Annotated in this window: 21 protein-coding genes; 9 read left to right on the top strand and 12 right to left on the bottom strand. The window is 62.7% G+C overall.

Features of this window, described 5'->3' with window-relative positions; all coding sequences use genetic code 11:
* Nucleotides 1-184: 184 nt before the first annotated feature.
* A complete protein-coding gene (gene gdhA, locus WBA38_RS14580) occupies nt 185-1528 on the top strand; it encodes an NADP-specific glutamate dehydrogenase (protein ID WP_424294872.1) in 1344 nt (447 codons plus the stop codon).
* Nucleotides 1529-1672: 144 nt separating this feature from the next.
* Here the strand turns inward: gdhA and WBA38_RS14575 are convergent, their stop codons facing one another.
* From WBA38_RS14575 to WBA38_RS14565, 3 genes are all read right to left on the bottom strand, one after another.
* Complete coding sequence (locus WBA38_RS14575) at nt 1673-2392, bottom strand: hypothetical protein (RefSeq protein WP_424294871.1); 720 nt, start codon at nt 2390-2392, stop codon at nt 1673-1675.
* 88 nt (nt 2393-2480) lie between these two features.
* Nucleotides 2481-3191, bottom strand: a complete 711-nt coding sequence (locus WBA38_RS14570; protein ID WP_424294869.1) for a hypothetical protein — start codon at nt 3189-3191, stop codon at nt 2481-2483.
* Between the two features lie 43 nt (nt 3192-3234).
* Entirely contained in the window at nt 3235-4050 is an 816-nt protein-coding gene (locus WBA38_RS14565) for an acyl-CoA thioesterase (RefSeq protein ID WP_424294867.1), read from the bottom strand.
* A 49-nt stretch (nt 4051-4099) separates the two neighbouring features.
* On the opposite strand from WBA38_RS14565, the gene WBA38_RS14560 reads away from it, so the two are divergent.
* The 4 genes from WBA38_RS14560 to WBA38_RS14545 all read left to right on the top strand — a co-directional run bounded on the left by WBA38_RS14560 (nt 4100) and on the right by WBA38_RS14545 (nt 7817).
* Entirely contained in the window at nt 4100-4657 is a 558-nt protein-coding gene (locus WBA38_RS14560; RefSeq protein ID WP_424294865.1) for a TetR/AcrR family transcriptional regulator, read from the top strand.
* A gap of 76 nt (nt 4658-4733) precedes the next feature.
* The gene (locus WBA38_RS14555; RefSeq protein WP_424294863.1) at nt 4734-5312 is read left to right on the top strand and encodes a TetR/AcrR family transcriptional regulator; all 579 of its coding nucleotides are present in this window, start codon (nt 4734-4736) and stop codon (nt 5310-5312) included.
* Nucleotides 5309-6862 (top strand): MFS transporter, encoded by a 1554-nt coding sequence (locus tag WBA38_RS14550; protein ID WP_424294861.1) that lies wholly within the window; start codon nt 5309-5311, stop codon nt 6860-6862. Before WBA38_RS14555 ends, WBA38_RS14550 begins: the two co-directional genes overlap by 4 nt.
* Nucleotides 6863-6938: 76 nt before the next feature.
* Nucleotides 6939-7817 (top strand): SCO6745 family protein, encoded by an 879-nt coding sequence (locus WBA38_RS14545; protein WP_424294859.1) that lies wholly within the window; start codon nt 6939-6941, stop codon nt 7815-7817.
* Between the two features lie 72 nt (nt 7818-7889).
* On the opposite strand, the gene WBA38_RS14540 is transcribed toward WBA38_RS14545, so the two are convergent.
* The 3 genes from WBA38_RS14540 to WBA38_RS14530 form a co-directional block, all read right to left on the bottom strand.
* A complete protein-coding gene (locus tag WBA38_RS14540; RefSeq protein WP_424322994.1) occupies nt 7890-8135 on the bottom strand; it encodes a hypothetical protein in 246 nt (81 codons plus the stop codon).
* A gap of 259 nt (nt 8136-8394) precedes the next feature.
* On the bottom strand, nt 8395-9741 hold the full coding sequence (locus WBA38_RS14535) for a lipase family protein (protein WP_424322993.1): 1347 nt from the start codon (nt 9739-9741) through the stop codon (nt 8395-8397).
* Entirely contained in the window at nt 9738-11015 is a 1278-nt protein-coding gene (locus WBA38_RS14530; protein ID WP_424322992.1) for a hypothetical protein, read from the bottom strand. Before WBA38_RS14530 ends, WBA38_RS14535 begins: the two co-directional genes overlap by 4 nt.
* Nucleotides 11016-11258: 243 nt before the next feature.
* On the opposite strand from WBA38_RS14530, the gene WBA38_RS14525 reads away from it, so the two are divergent.
* The gene (locus tag WBA38_RS14525) at nt 11259-12452 is read left to right on the top strand and encodes a CaiB/BaiF CoA transferase family protein (RefSeq protein WP_424293024.1); all 1194 of its coding nucleotides are present in this window, start codon (nt 11259-11261) and stop codon (nt 12450-12452) included.
* Here the strand turns inward: WBA38_RS14525 and WBA38_RS14520 are convergent.
* Nucleotides 12441-12947 carry a hypothetical protein gene (locus tag WBA38_RS14520; protein WP_424293023.1) on the bottom strand — a complete coding sequence of 169 codons (507 nt, stop codon included), beginning with the start codon at nt 12945-12947 and terminating at the stop codon, nt 12441-12443. The two genes, WBA38_RS14525 and WBA38_RS14520, sit on opposite strands and share 12 nt — an antisense overlap.
* Nucleotides 12948-13060: 113 nt before the next feature.
* Between WBA38_RS14520 and WBA38_RS14515 the strand changes: the two genes are divergently transcribed.
* Nucleotides 13061-14242, top strand: a complete 1182-nt coding sequence (locus tag WBA38_RS14515) for an MFS transporter (protein WP_424322991.1) — start codon at nt 13061-13063, stop codon at nt 14240-14242.
* A 41-nt stretch (nt 14243-14283) separates the two neighbouring features.
* On the opposite strand, the gene WBA38_RS14510 is transcribed toward WBA38_RS14515, so the two are convergent.
* Nucleotides 14284-15690, bottom strand: a complete 1407-nt coding sequence (locus WBA38_RS14510; protein WP_424322990.1) for a DUF222 domain-containing protein — start codon at nt 15688-15690, stop codon at nt 14284-14286.
* Nucleotides 15691-16065: 375 nt separating this feature from the next.
* Between WBA38_RS14510 and WBA38_RS14505 the strand changes: the two genes are divergently transcribed.
* Nucleotides 16066-16941 (top strand): PhzF family phenazine biosynthesis protein, encoded by an 876-nt coding sequence (locus WBA38_RS14505; RefSeq protein ID WP_424322989.1) that lies wholly within the window; start codon nt 16066-16068, stop codon nt 16939-16941.
* A 1-nt stretch (nt 16942) separates the two neighbouring features.
* Here the strand turns inward: WBA38_RS14505 and WBA38_RS14500 are convergent, their stop codons facing one another.
* Nucleotides 16943-17935, bottom strand: a complete 993-nt coding sequence (locus WBA38_RS14500) for a carbon-nitrogen hydrolase family protein (RefSeq protein ID WP_424293144.1) — start codon at nt 17933-17935, stop codon at nt 16943-16945.
* Between the two features lie 40 nt (nt 17936-17975).
* Nucleotides 17976-18452 carry a GNAT family N-acetyltransferase gene (locus WBA38_RS14495; protein WP_424293143.1) on the bottom strand — a complete coding sequence of 159 codons (477 nt, stop codon included), beginning with the start codon at nt 18450-18452 and terminating at the stop codon, nt 17976-17978.
* Nucleotides 18453-18658: 206 nt separating this feature from the next.
* Between WBA38_RS14495 and WBA38_RS14490 the strand changes: the two genes are divergently transcribed.
* Nucleotides 18659-19783 carry an alpha/beta fold hydrolase gene (locus WBA38_RS14490; RefSeq protein WP_424293142.1) on the top strand — a complete coding sequence of 375 codons (1125 nt, stop codon included), beginning with the start codon at nt 18659-18661 and terminating at the stop codon, nt 19781-19783.
* Nucleotides 19784-19988: 205 nt separating this feature from the next.
* Here WBA38_RS14490 and WBA38_RS14485 read toward each other — a convergent pair whose 3' ends face one another.
* Together WBA38_RS14485 and WBA38_RS14480 are read right to left on the bottom strand one after the other, a co-directional pair.
* Nucleotides 19989-20198: a hypothetical protein gene (locus tag WBA38_RS14485; RefSeq protein ID WP_424293141.1), complete on the bottom strand. Its 210-nt coding sequence runs from the start codon at nt 20196-20198 to the stop codon at nt 19989-19991.
* A 244-nt stretch (nt 20199-20442) separates the two neighbouring features.
* Complete coding sequence (locus WBA38_RS14480; RefSeq protein WP_424293140.1) at nt 20443-20937, bottom strand: hypothetical protein; 495 nt, start codon at nt 20935-20937, stop codon at nt 20443-20445.
* Nucleotides 20938-20960: the final 23 nt, after the last annotated feature.

Below are 20960 nucleotides of genomic sequence, written 5' to 3'. Positions count from 1 at the left end.
GGCCTGATGCGCGTGCATCAGGCCCGCTACACCGGTGTTTAAACGCACAAATGGGCAATCCAGTTTCATAAGCCAGAGGGCGCGCCGATAGAGTAACTACGGAATTGGCCCAGTGGACCGAAATCTTTTTTGCGGTGCGCGCAGAGCCCAGCTCGTGCGGCGCACCAGTTGGGAGAACACCAGAATGACCGCATGGGACAGCGACCTGCAGGGTTGCTATGACACGGTTATCAACCGCAACCCCGGTGAGCCGGAGTTCCACCAGGCAGTTCAGGAAGTCTTCGAGTCCCTGAGCCCGGTGATGGCGCGCCACCCGGAGTACCAGGACGTGCTCACCCGCATGTGCGAGCCGGAACGTCAGATCATCTTCCGCGTGCCGTGGACCGACGACGCTGGCCGTGTACAGATCAACCGCGGTTTCCGTGTCGAGTTCAACTCGGCCCTCGGCCCCTACAAAGGCGGCCTGCGCTTCCACCCGTCGGTGAACCTGTCGATCGTCAAGTTCCTCGGCTTCGAGCAGATCTTCAAGAACGCCCTCACCGGCCTGCCCATCGGCGGCGGCAAGGGTGGCTCGGACTTCGACCCCAAGGGTCGCTCCGACCGCGAAGTGATGCGCTTCTGCCAGTCGTTCATGACCGAGCTGTACCGCCACATCGGTGAGTACACCGACGTACCCGCCGGTGACATCGGCGTCGGCGGCCGCGAAATTGGCTACCTGTTCGGCCAGTACAAGCGCATCACCAACCGCTACGAGTCGGGCGTCCTCACGGGCAAGGGCCTGTCGTGGGGTGGCTCGCAGGTGCGTCCCGAGGCCACCGGCTACGGTGCCGTGTTCTTCGTCGACGAGATGCTGAAGGCTACCGGCGACAGCTTCGACGGCAAGAAGGTCCTCGTCTCGGGTTCGGGCAACGTCGCCACCTACGCGATTGAGAAGATCCACCAGCTCGGCGGCACGGTTATCGCCTGCTCGGATTCGTCGGGTTACATCGTCGACGAAGAGGGCATCGACCTGGAGATCCTCAAAGAGGTCAAGCAGGTCCGCCGCGCACGTTTGGGCGAGTACGTCGCGCTCCGCAACAATGGCACCCGCCTGGTCACCGAGGGCACGTTGTGGCAGGTCCCTGCCGACATCGCGCTCCCCTGCGCCACGCAGAACGAACTCGACGAGGACGACGCCGCAGCGCTGGTCCGCAATGGCTGCAAGATCGTCGCCGAGGGTGCCAACATGCCGACCACTCCGGAGGCCATCAAGGTCCTTCAGGCTGCGAACGTGGGCTTCGCGCCCGGCAAGGCCGCCAACGCCGGCGGTGTCGCCACCTCCGCACTGGAAATGCAGCAGAACGCGTCGCGCGACTCGTGGAGCTTCGACTACGCCGAAGAGCGCCTGAGCTCCATCATGCGCACGCTGCACCACAACTGCCTGACCACCGCCGACAAGTACGACGCCCCCGGCAACTACATCGTGGGTGCCAACGTCGCAGGCTTCGTCAAGGTTGCCGACGCGATGAACGCCCTGGGCGTCATCTAGTCCTCACACCAACAACAACATCCGCTCATTCCCTCCGGGGAGTGAGCGGATGTTTTGTATTGCGGTCTTCTGGAACTACGTTGTGGGCTTGCTACAGCGGTGGCGATGAGCTCTGCTGCAGCTTCTGAACGGCCCAGCCCGCCATCACGAATTGTGTTCTTTGACCTTGGCAATCGCCTTGGGGAATGTCGCGTTGAAAGCCTTCAGGTCGGGGGAAGCGCCGTCGCCCATGGCGTTCGATTGCAGGCTCACCAAGTAGCCGTCGACCACCGCGAATCCAAGAAGCGCACTCGAGTTAACGGTGGTGCCGTTGAGTTTCATCACCGACTCCTGCTTGACGACGATCGCATCCTTCACCTTGAGGTTCGACGAGTCGATAACCTTCGACGTCACCGTGCCCTTGGCACCGATCGCCTGACCCTCGGTGATCTCAACCTTCTGCTTGGCGCACTTCCCGGTGACTGCCGCGCGGAAGTCGGCGATGGTGCGGTCGGAGACAATGACCGTCTGTGCGAGTGCCGAAACACCCTTCATCGCAACGACGAAGCCCATCTCGTCCGTGTTGATCTTGGCCGGGACTGCGCTGAGTTGCATGCACTTTGGGGTCACCTTCGCCGAACGCGTCGCACTCAACATCGAGTCGGAGACCTTCTGGATCTGATCTTTCGGGACTGGCAGCACCTGGTATCCGGCAGGCAGTTCCGCCTGCGTCAAAACCAGGCCCGCTGCCTTCGCTGCGTCGGAGGACGGAGCCGACGACGCTTGGGACGAGTCAGCATTGTCATCCGACGAGCAACCCGCCACCACCAAAACCGCCGCGATAGAGGCGGCCACAGCCACGACGACCTTCTTGGTCAACGCCATTGTCAATTTATCCCTTCAGAACTGCCCACTTTGTGCACAACCAGACAATCCTGACTGATGCGGCAGCAGCAGTACATATCTTGCGCAATTACGGGCGCGCGGCTTTAGCGATCGCGTTTGCAAAGACTTCGTTGAATAGCTGGCGGTCGAGGTCACCCGAGTTAGTCAGCGACGACATTTGGACAGTAATCGCGTAGCCCTTCACGACGGCGCGGCCCACCAGCAGTTTCTCGGACGCTGCCTTGCTACCGCGAACGGTGCGACTAGCGCTTTCAACTACGAGCACTTGCTCGGCGGCTCCCTGCGCCACGTCGAGCACCGTGTTGTCGATGGTGATGACCGCATCCTTGATCGGGCCGGAACTTACCGCGACCTTGACGGTGCTGCACGCGCCGGTGACCCTCGCCTTTGCTGCGGCCAGATCGACTCCACCGGGCACGATCGCCGCAACTTCAACAGCTTCACTGACCGAAACCGCATCGTTGCGAGCAGCCATAAGGCCGTCCGCTTTGGGGTTTATGGAGTCGGGCATCGATCCGATGCCCGCACAGTTCGCCGGCGTCACCGTCGTCTTCTTGGTGGCATCGTGCAGTTGGTCGGCCAACTGCCGGAGCGTGTCTTTATCGAGCTTGACCGTCTTCAGGTTGCCGGGCAAATCATCCTGCGAGAGAACAACATTCGTCGGATGCAGGGCATCAGCCGGCGCTGCTGTATCGCTCCCAGAACATCCCGCCCCCAGCACAGCGACCGTAGCTGCCGCCAGAACCACACCCGAGATGCGCGTTGCCCTGCCAGTCATCGTCTCTCCCTCTGCCTTTAGTTCCCGCTCATGCAAGACCCGTCTAGCTTGGGTCCTTGAAGTACACCAGCTGGTGGGTGGTGGCAAGAAGCGTGTTGCCCGACCAGATCTCGCCTGATTGATCGTAGTGGCCGTGCCCAAACCGACCTGCACGCGCCGTCGCCAAGACGTGCTTGGACCCCTGAGCTTCCAGTTCTTCGCGGGTGGCATGGAAGTACGTGGTGAGCGAAATGGTGCCCGCTGGCATGTAGGCACCGTGGCGCAAGAAGATCCGAGGGTAGAAGACGTCGCTCATCGCCATCAGGGCCGGGTAGTCGATTGGCCGCTCAGGGTGATCGCGGAGCCACAGGGTCGACGTCGAATCATCACTCTTATCCACGACACCCTCCACGAGGGCACCCGTAACGAAGCGTTTGTCGTAGTTCTTGGCCCACGCGATGAAGTCACCGAAGCTGCTCGGCTCCACCTGATCGACGGGCGGTGCCTGCGGCGGCGAGAGTTCCGTGTCGGCCCATGTGTCGCGGACGGCACCGAACACGGCGGTGCCGGTCGAGACAATCTGTTCGGCCTGCCGGATGGTAAAGATCCAGTGCTGGTTGGTGCGGTTGGTGCGCGCGGACTGCAGTTCCAGATCCCACTCGCCCTCGGCGATCGGCGCGGCAAAGTTGATGGTCATCGACAGCGGGTCGCCGAGAACATCAGGATGCTGAGTGATCGCCTTGACCACTGCCGCCGCAGTGATGCCGCCGTAGGGTCCGACCATGTTGTTGTAGGCCGGGTGGGTCGTGGCGCGGACGACCCGATTGCGTTCCGTGCCGACGGTCGTGAGGGTGATTGCCTCGTCAAAAGCGTGAGTCATGCCGCGACGTTAGCAGAACGGTCGTTCTACTTGCGAGTAGAGTGTGGGCATGGACACCCCTCCCGTCCGGGAACGACTACTCAACTCGGCCACCATCTTGCTGCGGAGCAAGGGGGCCGACGGCTTCGGGATCACCGAGCTCATGGCGCACAGTGGCGTCGCGCGCCGGTCGATGTACTTGCACTTCCCCGACGGGAAGGCTCAGTTGCTGGCAGAGGCGACCGTCGCCGCCGGTCAGTTCGCATCCGGCCGCCTGGCAGCCGCACTCGCCACCCAGCCCGCGGTCGACGGCTTCTGCGAGGTAATCAATCAATGGAAGCGGGTCCTGACACGGACCAATTACGAGTTCGGGTGCCCATTGGTTTCGGCGTCCATCGCCTCCGCCGAGTACCCGGATGCGGCCGCACACGCCGCGGCAGCGTTTACCGCCATGGCCGACCAACTCGCCACCGCACTCGAACGCGGCGGAATGCCCGCAGACACGGCCCAACGCACCGGCAACGTGCTGGTCTCCTCGATGGAAGGGGCCATCATTACCGCCCGCGCGACACGGTCGCTGGAACCCCTCGACGCCCTCGCCGAGCACACGCGCCAGATGTGGGGCTGATCGCAGTTCCGACAATCAACGGCAGCCCTCGTGTACAAATGTACATGTACGTTTGTACAGAAATGGGGGAGGTGCCGTGTCCAAGCGAGACCCGGAAGCACGTCGGACCGCCATCATTACGGCGGCAGCCGACCTCGTCGTCGAACTGGGCCCCGAACGCCTGACGCATCGACGCGTCGCCGAACGCGCTGGCGTACCGCTCGGTTCCACCACCCAGTACTTCAAGTCCATTGACGAGTTACGCACCCGCGCCCTTGAGCGACTAGCCGCCGAGATCGACGACGACCTGGAAGCCGTGCGCGAAAGCCTCGCCACGTCAAACGGGTCCATCGATGCCCTCGTCGACGATCTGCACGACTACCTGCGCAATCACCGGAACCTCGCCGCCGATGTCTCTCTGATGTCGGCCGCCGCGTTCGACGCCGACCTGCGCGAACTTTCGCTGCGCTGGCAAAACAACCTGATCGACATCCTTACCGCATACGTCGGACCAACCAATGCACATGCCTTGGCGATCCTCGCCGACGGCGTCACCATCCACGCCGTCCAGCACGACGCCCCGCTACCCAAAGCGACGCTGCGCGCGATCGTCGCGCCCTTCATGGGCGCCGACAGCAAACCACCCACCCCGAATGAAATGGGACCCACCAGATGAGTGCCGACGTCACCACGCGCCGCGCCTGGATTGCTACGACGGTCCTGAGTGCCAGCCTCCTCGTCATCGTCATGGACATGACGATTCTCAACATCGCGCTGCCCGCGATGTCGAACGACCTCCATCCCACCGCCAACGAGTTGCTGTGGATCGTCGACGTTTACTCGCTGGTCCTGGCTGGCCTTCTGGTGCCCGCAGCATCGCTGGCCGACCGGTGGGGACGCAAACGCATGCTGATGGCCGGTTACGCGATCTTCGGCGCGGCATCCCTGCTGATCTTGGTCAGCGAATCACCCACCGCCGTCATCGGTATCCGCGCGCTCCTCGGTATCGGCGGCGCATTCATCATGCCGGCCACGCTGTCGATGATCCGCACGCTATTCTCCGATCCCCGCGAACGAGCCCGCGCACTCGCCGTATGGGCGTCGGTCGCCGGGTTGGGCGCCGCCATCGGCCCCCTAATCGGCGGCTTCCTCGTCGAACACTTCTCGTGGCAGTCAGCCTTCCTGGTAAATGTGCCTCTCATGGCGCTCGCCGTGATTGCTGGCGCCTTCCTGCTGCCCGAGTCGAAGTCCGACGACCCCGGCGTCTGGGATTGGTTCGGCATCGCGCTGTCGTTCTCCGGCATGGTCGCCCTGATGTGGTCGGTTAAGCACTTCGGCGCAGAGTCGAGCCTGCTGTTGCCCGAGGGTTGGGCGGCGTTCGTCGGCGGCCTCACGCTGCTGTACCTGTTCTTCCGCCGCAGCGTCCGCCAGGAACGACCGATGCTCGACTTTGGCCTGTTTGGCAGTCGCGTCTTCACCGGCGGCATCGTCGCCGCTCTCGGTTCCATGTTTGCCATGGGTGCCGCGCTGCTCCTGCTGGCTCAGTGGCTCCAGGCAGTGGAAGGAAGTTCCCCACTTCAAGCCGGAGTCGAGTTGATCCCGCTCGCCGCCGCGGCGGCGATCGCCTCGCTGGCTGCCCCGTGGGTTGCTGATCGTATTGGTCCCCGCCTTGTCATCGCTGGCGGCATCGCGGCCGCAGGCATCGGGATGATCCTCGTGTACGCGACCCCTGGAGAGCTTCACTATGCGACGATCCTCGCACCCCTGTGCCTCGTCGGAATTGGCATGGGTGCCCTGGCAATCGGTTCGGCACTAATCATGAGTGGCAGTCCGGAGAACCGCGCAGGCAATGCCGCTGCGATGGAGGAGACGTCGTACGAATTGGGCAATGTCATCGGCGTCGCCCTGCTCGGCAGCATCGCCGCCGTCCTGTACCGCGGACGACTCAACGGCTCCGACCAGCTCGCCGCCCTTCCGTCCGACTTGCAAGACGCCGTGCGCGAATCGATCGGTTCGGCCGCGGGCGTAGCCGAGGAATTGCAGCTACCGCAGTTGGGTAAGGAAGCGGGCGTTGCCTTTACCGAGTCGATGCAGCTCACCAGCCTCACCGGCGGTCTCATCATGCTCGGCGTCGCCGCCGCGGTCTACTTCACGATTCCGCAAGGTACCCGGCTCGACGCCAAGGTCGATGACCCGGTGGAGGCCGCACGCGATCTGTCACGGTAGGTGCCGCGAGCTCGCGGTGGGACGAGATCGGCGAACTCACCGGCCGCACGTCGGAGCGAAGTGGCATGGTGAAGCGATGACCTCTAACCAACCTGACCTCGACACTGCCGCGATTGCGCGGCGCGCCTACGAATCCCTCGAGCCGTACCACGTTCTCGCCTACTTCAACCCCGGCGTAGGCGCGGCGTTGGACGACCTGGGGATCGACGGGCACGCCTTCTACGTCGGCGGTCGTGCCGCACCTCTCGGTGAGACCAGCGGTGGCGTCGTCGCGGCAACGTTCTACAACTTTTCCCCTGCCCTCATCGATTCCGCATGGGCACGTGCCACGGAGATCGGGCTGGACGCGATCGATGAGCGCCGCTACGCCATGCTCGACGAGCAGTACCGGACGATTCTCGGGGATGCGATCGACCAGGTAGCTCCCCTGCTTGCCGACTACGAAGCAATCGTGTCGGCGCTCCCCCTTTCGGGGCGACCGTTAGCGGCGGCATGGGCGGCAACTCCGTCCCCCGAGGCACCCCACCTTGCCCTGTGGCGTTACTTGACGATCTTGCGGGAGTGGCGTGGCGACAACCACATCGCCCAGCTCGTCACCCACCAACTGCCGGGTGCCGATGCGGCGGTCTTCCACGAAGCGGAACTCCCCGATCCCACCGTGCAGCGGCGCGTCATGGGTCGTCGCATGATCCAACTGACACGCGGACTGACCGACGACGACTGGGAGGGCTCAGTGGGGCGGCTCGTCGCTCGCGGCCTCGTGACAGTCGATGGCGACAAGCAGCGTCTCACCGATGAAGGATTCGCGCTCTATCAACAGATCGAAGCGCATACAGACGCGGTGACCGGGGCGAGTTTCGATCCGAGCTTCAACGACCTCATCGACCGCACCCGCCCGCTGGTGAAACTCGTTTTGGACGCCGGTGTGCTCCCCGGGACAAAGCGGAAAGGCTAGCCCCCGTCAGGACCAAGCCCTGTCGGTCCTGCCTCATCCGCCAATTCCCACTGCCGCGACTGCCGACTGCCGTCACTGCCCCAGGAATACGCTCACGACGAAACCTGCGGCAGTGCCGGCGAGCAGAATCGCTGCCGTGACCCCGAGGACCCAGTTCGGGGCGGGCAGTCGAATCCCAGCGAGGAAGAAAACCAAAAGCACCATGAGGGCCATCGTCGACAAGACGAAGGCAAATGGGATGACGAGAGCTAGCCCCAGGAACGCTCCCGCAACCAGAATCAGCAACACCGAGTTGAGGACGACGAAGACCCTTCTCATGTAGCTCTCAAAGCTGCCGTTCCGCGCCCCCGTGCGTTCCACCTGCCTGTCCCCTAGCCCTCTCACGGCATCTACGCATGTTGCCTGAGCCATTGTTTCCCCCTTGGTTGTGCCGCCGCTTTCGCTGCGGTGCCGGTACTTCAAGTCTTGGCTCCGAAACGGCACGCACCAACTATCAGCAACGAGAAAACCCGCAAACCCCCAGCGTATGGGGGGTCTGCGGGTTTTCCGGACCGGAGAAATTCGCGTCGAAACGCTACTAATCTAGTCGTGCAGCCAGCCAGTCGAGGGTCTGCATGCCGAACAGATCGGTTCCCCAGCCGTAGATGTTGACGACGGCGTTGACCATGCTGCAGTCGGTCGGCTGGTAGTCGACCTTGCCGCCGCGGCTGCGCCAGGCCTTCGCCAACTTTCGCGAGTCAGCTGCGGGCACCAGCGACATCGGGGAGTCGTCGGCTCGGCACGAGCCGATCAGCACGCGGACGCCCTTGGCGGGGGTGCCTTCGCCCAGGTTGTTGTCACGGTAGGCACGCTGGAACGCGGGGATTCGCGCAGGCGACTGCCCACCCTTGAACAAGGTGTTCAGCGGCACCATTGGCAGCGTGAAGTAGCCGGGGGTCTGGCACTTGGTGCGGTAGTAGTCCGCGACCTTGCGGCCGGCGTCATTCAGATGATCGTTGACGCGCATGTCCGGGTAGTGCGGCTCCAAGCCCAGCAGGGTTGCCATCGCAAAGCCTGAGCCAACCGATCCATCTGCGGTCTCGATGAAGTTGCGGTAGTTCGGGACCATGCCCTCGATGACGGCAGCCTTCACATTAAGTTCCGGTGCGTACTGGTCCTTCAGCTCAATTGCATGACCGGTGCCCACGCCACCACCGGCAATGCCGAACATGCCGATCGGTGACGTCTTCGACAGCCCTGCTTCGCCCAGCGTCAGAGCGGCGCGGGTGGCGTCAAGGTTACTGCGGGCGTTGTACTTGCCCGCGAACACACCATGCGGCTTCGGGTCGCCATTGTTGCCCACGTCGGACATCACAACGGCGTAGCCCTTGCCGAACATCTGGGCCAGCGGCCCGAGCGCCGACCACGATGCACCATCCATCGGGTCCGACCCGGTCCACATGGCGGACGGGTGGCAGTTGGCGCCGACGCTGTCATTGGCCATCTGGTAGCTGACGATCTTGCGGTTAGCGTTGCTCCGGCCATCGCGCGGGATCATGATCAGCCCGGTACTGATGTCTGCCTTGCCGTCGAGCGCGGTGGTGACAAACATGATTTTGTACGCGTCGACATTGCCTGGCTGGAAGCCGACGAACTGGACGGCCACCTTTTTCGACTTCAGCAGCGTGCCGGGCTTTTCGCTGCCGTTCAGGGCCGGTTCCCGATAGAAGGGGTCGGTCGAGGTGAGCGGCTTGAGGATCTCATCGGGACTGCCCATCTTGCCGGACTGGAAGGTGCCGATGACGAAACCGTTGAAGATTTCGTTCAGGCCGGGCGTCCGGTTTGGCGGTGCGGCCGATGCCGAACCCGCGGTCAGTGGCACAAGGGCCGAGAGGCCGATGACGACCGCCGATGCGAGCGCGACTAAGCGCGCGGCGGGCTTCACTTGACCTCAACCTTCAAGGTCTCCAACGCCGACTGAAGTGTGGGGAGGATGTTGAAAATCGGGCGGTGCTGTTCCATCTGGGCACTTTCGGGGGCTTGTAGCTCGCGCTTGAGTGCCGGCCAACGGTTTTCGATCTGCAGTCGGTACTTCGGCAGAAGTTCTGTGGTGATGTAGTCCCAGCGTTCGTCGAAGACCGACCAGTTCCACGACGGGAGCGGAACGGTAATCGTGACCTTGCGGCCATCGACCGCAGTGCCATTCAACTGGAGAGGCTTGTACGACCGCAGCGGCGGGACGCCCGCCACTGACGGCGATCCAGCCAGGGTGCTGGCGTAGGTCATGGCCATGCCGACGTCGCCACGGTAGGCGCGCACCGCGTCCCACTGCTTGTTGATGATCTCACCCTGCTCACGCATGAGCAGTCGCGCGTTACCAGCAGCGATGCCGTCCGGAGTCTTGGTAGCGATGTTTTCCCAAGCGTTCATGATCTCGTCGGGGAAGAGTCCGGCGTCGCGCATCTCACGGAGTGCAGGCAGCCCCTCCGTGACATAGGCGCGGTGCATGGGCATGAGGTCACTGAAAATGTTCTTTTGCATCACCAGAATTGCGCCCTGCACGTGCCGCAGGTCAGCAGCGGTGATCTTGGCGCCGACGCGGGCGAGGGCACGAAGTCCCTCGGGGAGCTTGTCCACGAACACCGGCCCCAGCGAGCGATTCGTTTCGGCGACGATGGCGTGCGCAACGGGTGCCAGGCGCGCAAAGTCGTAGACGTTGGTAGCGAGCTCGAAGTCGAGGAGACCGCCGCCAAAATCGGCACCGACCAGCCCGGCCATGCCAGCCCACTGCAATTCGCGATGCGAGAGCTGCAGGTTCTTGTAGAACGTGTACGACCGTTCCAGGTTCACGCGATTGGCGCTGACACCTGCGCGCGGATTCCACGACTTGAGGTCAATGCCCGCAGCGGCGGTCGTATCGGCGAGTCGATACTGAAGTAGTAGAGCTTGGTACGAAGTCGGTGCGACCCCTCGCTCACGCGCCTCTTCGACAAGTCCCTTCAGGACCTTGGGGTCGGTGGGAAGTTTCGGATTGACTCCCCCGGGTCCCTGGCTGGCGTCCCGATTAACCATCGGCAAGTTTAGGTAGCGCTCAAGTTCGCTCACCGCGTGCGCCGGTGGCGCTGCGATCGACCCCATAACCAACGCCGCGATGCTGACCACAGCAACGCCCAGGGCAGCCACCGAACGGCTACCCGAAAATACTCGTCGTCGACTCATACTCGGCAGTAGAACATCGGCACGTTTGCTAACCAAAATTCCCGGATTAGACGGGAGTTGACTTTCGTCTCACCACTTTCTCATGATTCTCCCAGGTCAACCGCCTGCTAGTTCCTACATATATGTCGAATTTTGGGTTCCGCCAGGGAGTGCAAGATCACGCTGAGGTCACAGAGTTTGCCCATCACATCGCTGCTTCGTCGGTCTCGGTGCCACATTGACTGCCGTGCAATAGTGATTGCCATGTCTTCTTCGCTCCCCCTCGACGGCGTCACGGTCGTAAGTATTGAGCAGGCGGTGGCGGCACCCCTTGCCTCGCGACACCTCGCCGACTTGGGTGCGCGGGTGATCAAGGTGGAACGTCCGGACGGAGGCGACTTCGCCCGGGCCTACGACGCCGCCGTCCACGGCTCGGGAGCCCATTTCGTGTGGCTCAACCGTGGCAAGGAGTCCATTGCCGTCGACTTGAAGGCACCGAGCGGGCGCGAAGCAGTGCATTCGTTGATCCGGCAGGCCGACGTGTTCCTGCAGAATCTCGCACCCGGGGCCGCGGAGCGCCTCGGCTTCGGTGCCAGCGACCTTCGCGCCGCCCATCCCGAACTCGTGACTGTCGATCTGTCCGGCTATGGCCGAGGTGGACCTTTCGAGCAGCGCAAAGCCTACGACATGCTGATTCAGGCGGAGAGCGGCCTGATCTCTATCACTGGGACGCCCGGCGATGCGGTGAAGACCGGAATCCCGACGGCCGACATCGCGTCGGGGATGTACTGCGTTGAGGCAATCCTCGCCGCGCTGTTGCGGCGCTACCGGACCGGCGTCGGTGCGGCGATCGAGGTTTCGATGCTGGAGTCGACCGTCGAATGGATGGGGCATTCGCTCTATACGCAGCTCTACACCGGGCAACAGCCTGCCCGGATGGGCGTCAGCCATGTGACGATCGCCCCGTACGACTCGTACCCGACTGCCGACGGCGAGATTTTGATTGGCGTGCAAAGCGATGGCGGCTGGATTGCGCTGACTGCGGTGCTCGGGGTTCCGGAGTTGGCGACCGACCCGCGATTCCAGACGAATATGGCGCGCGTTGAGAATCGCGCCGCGTGCGACGCTGCTGTCGCCGATCGGACCCGCGGTTGGTTGACGGCCGACCTGGACGCAAAGCTCGCCGAAGCCGGTGTCCCCGCCGCCCAGATCAACGAATTGAAAGATGTGGCGGCGCATCCGCAATTGGCTGCCCGCAATCGGTGGCGCACGGTCGGGACCGAGTTTTCCCCAATCAGCGCGCTATTGCCGCCGGTGACGTTCGACGACGTCGAGGCCCGCATGGGCGATGTTCCCGCATTGGGGCAGCACACGGCTGAACTGCTGGCCGAGGCTGGTGTTGATCCGCAGGGTATCGAGCAGTTGGTGGCCAACGGCGTGGCGCGGCTACACCGCTAGCGGGACGGCGCAGGCCTTGGCACCTTCAAGTCTGCGTGCCAACGCGAACCACAGTAGAGCGATGGCAATGACGGCGAGAACCGGTTGGATGGGCGCGAAGTAGGCGATCGCACCCGATGATCCGAGCGCGATTAGCGCGATCTTGTTGCAGACCGGGCATCCGATCGCGAACCAGGTCAGCAGGGTGCCGATGACTCCCCAGCGACCTTCGCGGGGGCTTTCCCCCGCTGGCATCTGATCGGCTGGCGCCACATACGTCGCTGCCAGTAGTCCGGACAGAATCGCAGTGACGATCCAGACGGGATAGCTCCACATAGTCGGCGCAATCTCACGACTGAACAGGGTGTTTGGGATCATCACGGTACCGATACCCATCACCGCGAGTACCCCGAGCGAAACGACGGTCGCCACCAGAAGTTGACGGCCGCTCGCTTCGCGGATGGCCTCGGCGACGAGTTTCGGCGACGCACGGAACGTCGAAATTGCTGTCCTCACAACTCCACTGTGCCTGAGGCGATCGATACCTGCCTATTGATACCTATGGAATAGATGAGGCGGCGGGATGGTCGTACTCGACTAGACCGCGGCATTCCAGGAGGCACGAAATCGTGAAGTCCGACGTCAAGGAACCGACCACGTTGGTGCCGATGTTCCTCGCCGCGTATGTCTTTGCGGTCGTCATGATGGGCACGACGCTACCGACGCCGCTATACCCGCGGTTCCAGTTGGAATACGGTTTCGGTGCCGCCATCACCACCATCTTGTTTGCCGTCTACGCGGCTGGCGTGATCGCTGGCCTGATCATTTTCGGCCGCATGTCCGACAGTGTTGGGCGCAAGCCGATCCTCTTGTTGGGTTTGGTGCTGTCCGCGGTGTCGGCGGTGGCTTTCCTTGTCGGCGGTGCCCTTTGGATCTTGTATTTGGGGCGCATCCTTTCCGGCCTGGCCGCCGGAGTCTTCACTGCGACGGGAACTGTCACGGTGATCGGCAATGCGCCGCGGGGTCGTCTGGGCTTGGCCTCAACTGTTGCGACGGCAGCCAACATGGGCGGTCTTGGGCTGGGCATTTTGATGGCCGGAACTATTGCGCCAGTGGTGCCGGATCCACTGTTCGATCCGTTCCTCATTCACCTCGTCCTCCTGGTGATCGCCGGATTTGCCCTGTACTGGGTGCATGAAACTCCGCCGACGCGGAAGGGCATTTCCCTTCAGCTCCCGGGACTTCCGGAAGAGTCACGAGCCGTGTTTCTCGCGGCGGTGCCGGGTGCGGTTGCCGGCTTCTCGCTCGCTGGCGTGTATTCGGCAGTGGCTCCCAACCTGCTCACGACGGATCTGGGTGCGAGTTCGTCGGCGGTGATCGGCATTGTGTTGGCCCTCTTCTTCTTGGTTTCGGCGGCTGCGCAGATCGTGTTCCGGTCCTTGCCGGATCGCACGCTGATGGTGGTTGGCCTGATCGGCATTGTTGTCAGTTCCCTGATGCTGATCGGGGCCCTCTTAGCGACCAACTTGCCACTGTTCATCGCGGCCATAGTGGTGACCGGTTTCGGGCAGGGTTTGGCATTCATGGCGGGTATGCGTGCCTTGACGGCGGTGACGCCACCAGAGCAGCGTGCCAACGTCACGACGAGCTACTTCGTCGTCGGCTATCTGTCGATTTCGATCCCGTCGATTGCGACTGGCCTGATCGCCCACCCACTCGGCTTGGTGACAGCCACCGTTATTGCCGCAGCAGTGTTTGCCGCGCTCGCCTTCCTCGGTTTGCCGTTAACCAAACGTGTTCGCACTGCGTAGCTGCGCCGTCGCCCAGCTATGCCTGTCGGAGGTTGCCGCCGCTAGGCTGCCGCGTCCTCGGCGAGCGTGAGGGTGCGTCGTGCGTGCGAGCGCACTATCCGACGCTGACCGCCCGGGCGTGCCGGGTTGGCTGGCACGACGAACCACGGGTGATGGTCGGTGCCCAGGAATACTTCCCAACCGCCGTGGTGAACCATCGTGTGGTGCATCCGGCACAGCAGCACCGAATTCTCCACGCTGGTTTCCCCACCCTGCGACCACGGAACAATATGGTGCGCATCAGTCCACCCAACCGGACGTCCACACCCCGGAGCAGCGCAACCGCGGTCGCGGGCCTCCAATGCCTTGCGAATCGGAACGGTCACCGTCCGATGCTCACGCCCCACATCCAACACCGCACCCTGCCCGTCTACCCCGATGCGACGCAACGCCGAATCACACAACACCAGACCCACCGTCCGGTCCGACACTGGCCCGGTAAACCCGAGCGATGCGACCCGCCCCGACCCAACAGAACCTCGCTGCGCCACCCCCGTGGCCGAGCCTGAACTCCCCGAACCAGATTCGGCCACCACCGGAACCAACAAACTCACGTGCGGCAGAACCCCACCATTCGTGGGCCGGTCACTTCCGGCCAGGTACATTCGCACGATCTGCCCGAACGCGTCCGCCCGACGCTGCCCCACATTCCGCGGATCCCGACTCCCATCGGGTGCCAACACCGGTCGGCACAACGGGTCGAGCGCCTGCCACAGCTCCTCCCCCAACACCACATCCACGTCCAGCTCCACACTCGTGCGACCATCAGCCCCGACCACCACACTCATCTCATTGAGCTCGGCGTTCTCGGCTACCGGAACCACCTCCGGATCCACTTCCGCCGCGGTCGGCGCCAACTCGATCGCGATCTCCCGCGCCCGAGCCCGAACATCACCGGGACGCTCCTGCACGATCAACCGACGCGCCACCTGCACCTCGGCCTCGGGATCGAGTTCAACCCGCTTCCCGACAAAGGTCAGGCCCTCACCCACCGCGTCCGCGTGCTCAATCGCTACCCCACCGACCAGGGCCTGACCCGCTAACCCGGCTAGGGCTTCCACCGACTCAAAAGCCTTCCCCACGCGAGCCAGCCGATACGCCACCGCCGGCGGAACTCCCAACCCCAACAACAAGTCGGCCCCGGTTTTTAACCGTTTCCGCATCGGAACCCCCACACGCACCGCACTCTGCACCGTCTGCGCCAGAAGCACATTCGCCACATTCAGCAATCGCACGCCCTCGACCAACACCGCAAGGACTTCACCGTCATCGATCCCGGCAGGCGAAGCATTGGCGAGCAACCCCGCCAACGAACCACCGCCCGAACCATCGCTGGTTCGCCCCTCCACCCCGGAGAGCTCATCGGAGAGCCGATCGGCGAACTCCCTGACCACTTCAGAAACGCTCATGACATTCCCCTCTTTCAAGAAACGAAATATTCGGCCCACCAACGCACCCGGCCGAGCCCGGGATCACCGGGAGCCACTGAGCTGGCGCAGCAACTAATCGACCCACCGAAAGGGCCGTCGAGCAGGCAGTAACCGCGCCCGACAGCCCCATGCCGCCAGGCCAGCGGTACCACCCATGTGCCGTCGCAGCACTCACCCTTACTTCCTCGGCAATGCCGTGGAAGCAGTTGGTGTCGCCGTGTGCCGCGACGCGCTTTTAAGTTTTCAAAGAACACCAGCCGCTCGAACAAAGTCGAGTAGTTGATGTGATATACGTTACTCTCGCTATCTGATTAGCACAAGTGTTCGATACGAAGAATTTGACACAATATCGTCATGACGGATGCATCCCTTGTCCCAGGTCAGCAGCACACCCGAGGCGCGCTCCCCTTCAACCAGGTCGACGTATTTTCGACCGACCGGCTGTACGGCAATCCCGTTGCCGTCGTTCATGATTCGGCGTCGTTGACGGACCACCAGATGGCGGCATTTGCCCGCTGGACGAATCTCAGCGAGACGACGTTTCTGCTGCCGCCTACCGACCCCGCGGCCGACTATCGCGTGCGAATCTTTACCCCGACCGAAGAGCTTCCGTTTGCCGGTCACCCCACTTTGGGTAGCGCGCATGCATGGCTCGAAGCTGGCGGATCACCACAGAACGAGGACTCCGTCGTCCAAGAGTGTGCTGCCGGACTTGTTCGGGTGCGGCGCAGTGAGGTTCTCGCGTTCGAGGCTCCGCCCCTGCGGAGACACGAGCCAGCCGACGCTGACAGCATTGCCCGGATCGCCGCCGCCCTCCGGCTCCCGCCCGCGGAGATCCAGTCTGCGTATTGGGTGGTGAACGGCCCCAAATGGGTGGCGGCTCTCCTTAAAGATGCCGACACCGTCCTCGGCGTTGAGCCTGACTTCGCCGCGATGGATGGCTTAGAGATCGGCATCGTCGGGCGCTACCCCGCCGGGTCCGACTGCGACGTCGAAGTTCGCGGTTTCGTCGGGGGCTCGCAGGGTTTTGAGGATCCGGTCACCGGCTCACTCAATGCGGGGATCGCGCAGTGGCTAATTCCCGGAGGTCAACTCCCGTCGTCGTACGTCGCTTCTCAGGGAACGGTGCTGGGCTGCCGAGGTCGCGTGCACGTCAGATTCGACGAGGGCCGAACATGGGTCGGCGGCGCGACGAACACCGTCGTCCGCGGTTCAGTCGAACTGGACTGACTTAGTCGCAGTTCGCCGCCGCTGCCAGGCCGGCGTCGCGTCCTTGGCGGCGGTAGTAAGACTTTGCCGCCAGATTCTGCTGATGCCAGTACGCCCGAAGTGCAGCGGGCAGCTTCGGGATCCAGAAGCTCTCTTCGACGGGGACGGGTGGCTGGCGCGCGCCAAGCTGAACCTCGGCCACCACCACGCCCGGCCCCTCGGCCGTGTTCCGGGAAGCCAGAACAGTGCCGTCAGCTGCGACGATCTGCGTGGCACCGACATACGACGTCTCATATCCGACTGCCGTGCTGGTCCCCGGTGCCAACAGGAAGTCGGTCCGGAATCGCCCAGAGTGCGACGCCTGCAGCACCGGCGCCCCCACGCGGCGAGCGAATTCCACCGGAGCTTGCTCGGACAGGTAGCGGTTGTACTGGGCCAGCGGGCCAAAGGCTCGGTTGACGATCGGGCCCCAGTTGCTTGGCACCGTCCACCAGTGCGTTCCGGTCATCACGACGTCGACTCCGGCCAGGCGTCGGGCAGTCTGCGATCGAATCAGTTCCCAGCACACTGCCGCCCCCATGCGGCCGAGCCCGGTCTCGAAAACTCCATCGTCGTTGCCGGGTCCGTAGAAGGCGTTCTCCCACATGGTGGGGAGGTCTTTGTCGTGGAGGTGGACGCTGCCGTCGGGCTCAAACAGGTGGTAGCGGTTGTAGATCTCGTCGCCGTCGGCGATCAGCATGGAACCGCCGATACGTACCGACTCGCGGCGCGAGATGTCGGCCAGCATGTCGACCGCCGCATTCGACGGCGGCATCACGCTTCGATGTACTTCAGCCATAAGCGGCAGCGGAGAGGTCGCGAACTCGGGGATGGCAATCAACGTCGCGCCGCGGTCGATGGCCTCGGTGATTAGCGCGCGCAGTCGTCGCAGATTCTCGTCGACGTCGCCTGGGACGCCTTCGAACTGAATGGCTGCACCACGTACCGACACTGCAAGATACTCGACATCGCCCATGTACCGAACCTATCGAATGCCCGTTTTCCGGGACAGGTCGCTAGCGTCGAATTGATTTGCTGAGGTGAACCAACGCGTAGCCGGCGGGCGTTGGGGTTCGGTGCGTCTCGCGATAACCGAACCGTTCGTAGAGCCGCAGATTCGCAGCACTGCGCTCGCCGGTGAAGAGCGTGAGGTGGCTGACTTGCTCCGGTAGTCGTTCCTCGGCGAGCTGCAGCAGTCGACTACCGAGACCTTGCCCTTGCAAGTCCGGTACGACGACGAGCCGGCCCAGTTCGGCGACAGAGTCCGGTGACAGTTGCACGCGGACAGCACCGACCAGGCGCCCCACCTCACTTCGCAGGCCAATTGCGATCACATCGGGCGAGGCAAGTTCGGTGACCAGTTCGTCGAGCGACTGCGTGAGTGGCGGCAACTCGACGTCATCGTGAGCCTGTGCCTCGGTGACATACGCAGCGCGCTGCAGGGTAAGGACTTCTCCAGCGTCAGCGGCGGTCAACGTAACCACAGGTTCCATCGGCCGAGTGTCGCAGTTGGGTACCCGCCCGGTCCACCGAATTTCGCGACCCCGCGCCCCCGCCATCAACAGGTTCCGTAGCGATCACATACGAACAGCTGCGGAAACTATTAAGCGTCAGCCTCGGACATAACTCGAACAGATCGCCTACTACGCAGTGTAGTAAATTCCTCGGCTGCGTCGTTGACATCGGCTACGTTGGCTGCATGGGAACTACAGGGGCGACAGACCCGATTCCCGTCGACGTGGAATCGGAATCGGGAGGGCTGACTGATGACGCTCGGCTGAGTGGACTAGCGGATCCGACGCCCCGGAACCCACGGCACCGACTACTTCGGGTGGTGCGACGGATTCTTGTCAGCCTGGTCTCGGTAATCGTTGTTGCCGTTGCGATTTCGGCGGGTTTCCACTGGTGGCAGACACCCCGCGACAAGGCGGCCATTGAAAACGAGATCGGCTCCGTCCACCGCTACGTCGAGGTGGACGGGCACCGGATGAGCGTAGCCGTCCAGGGCTCGGGACCGCGGACCATCGTCCTGATGCCCGGCCTGGGCACGCCGGAACCGATTATCAGCTTCAACCCGCTGGCCCAGCGCCTGGCCGCGCAGAACACGGTCGTCACCGTCGAGCCATTCGGGCTGGGCCTCAGCGATGGCACCGACGTCCCGCGCACCAGCGAGGCGATCGTCGACGAGACCCGGGCCGCGCTTCGAGAACTGGGGCTCGGAGGCCCCTACGTCCTGATGCCCCACTCGATCTCGGGTCTGTACGCGATGTGGTGGGCCACCCGGCACTCCGACGAGGTCGCCGCGGTTGTGGGGCTGGACGATGAGCGCTATACGACAGATCTTGCCGGGAGCGCTCCTGCGTGGCCGGGCTGGATGTCCGCCGTCACCGCGGTCGGCGGCGTACGAGACCTGATCGCCTTGGACAAGGGAACCAACTACCTGGGGCTGGTGGCTGACTACCAGGAGAGCCTGGGCGACGCGGCCGAGTACACCAAGGACCAGCAGGACCTGTACCTACGCGGGTACTCGTGGGTGTTGAACCCGACCATGCTGGACGAGACCGCCCACGAAGCCGAAAACGTGCGCGAAATCAAGGGAGCCATATTCCCCGCGTCCATGCCCGCGATGTCGATCCTTGCATCTTCATCGCTCCAAGCTGACCCGGAATGGGAGTCCTCCCACCGCGCGGCGATAAGCAACTCGGCTATTCAGCAGGTCACCATCATGGACGGCCACCACTACCTTTTTCATGCCCACGCCGCAGCGATTGCCGAGATGACACAGCAGTTCCTCGACGAGCATGTCCAGACTCAACGACGTTAGGTGCGGTCCAATTCGAGCAGGTGTCCATTCGTGCTTAAGAACGAAGGACCATCAAAAGCGTCCCCCGCCATTAACAGGGTTCGGCTCAAGGGGAGGTTGACTCACACGTGAACTGACGTTCGCGGTGGTCAGCGTCGACGCAGAAATCGTGCCCGGCAACCCTGATGGAGTTGCCGGGCACAGGGCAAATCTGTGGTGTACTGCCTCAGTAGCTCAATGATTCGGCCACGTCCGGACATTGGGGAACACGCTCAATGAGCGCATCTCGCGGGAGCAGAGATTTGCGTTCGTCGACAAGGTCTGGCGAGGTGCCGTCGCCGTGATCGATGAGGTGCGGCAGCCTGGCCTCGGTGGCCCCGGGTTCAACGTGGTGTTCTCGTCCGTCGAAGTGGCCACCGTGGAACTTCACTCGCATCGCCACAGCCTATGCCTATGGGAGTTCGGCGCCGATCGGGTCATCTGCATAAGGCCGGAACGCAATCGGACAGTGCCCGGCAGCGCCCAGGGTCTCCGCACCTGGTCCGACTAAGGGTACTTAGTGGCGAAGAATCCGTGATCGTCAACATGTCACCGAACTTCGCGCATCGTCCCAACTTTATGAAGAATGACTTCCCGAGACCCTCTGTGACACCACCCGTCCACCAGGACTCAATCGGAAATCACAAATTGGGATAGTTCTTGTACTCGCCCAAAAAGTTTGCGACACTCTCAAACCGATCCCAGTCGTCACGACTATCGATAACTCCAGCCCAGAGGATAACGTCTTCCTCAGGACTATAGATGATTGAATCCGGAATCACCTCGAATTTACCAATCACGACGTCGCGTTCATGAAATCCGTCCTCATCTAACTCGTAACCCAACACCGATGCAAGAGCACTATCTTCTGGACTAAGTAATGTCAGGCCACTTCCGCCGTTGGAGTAATAGAGACGAGTCGTTCTCGTCACGCTCCACAAGTCATTCAATACTCCAGCTCGACACGATGAGCGTTCCTCCCAGTCCTTTATTTCCTGCATTGAGGCGGGCGGTTGATAGACCGTACTCGCAGTAAATTTAAAATCACCACTCGACGATTCCACTGGTGGGAACGAGTCGAGGATTGCAAGGATTTCGTTATCCATAAAATCGGAACCAATCACTAAATAGCGCATGGATTTCTTTAGGTAAAGGGATC

The sequence above is a fragment of the Gordonia sp. (in: high G+C Gram-positive bacteria) genome, assembly GCF_049647785.1.
Taxonomy (GTDB): Bacteria; Actinomycetota; Actinomycetes; order Mycobacteriales; family Mycobacteriaceae; genus Gordonia.
Note: the sequence above shows the minus strand (reverse complement) of the source record. Positions and strands in the feature narration are given on the sequence as shown.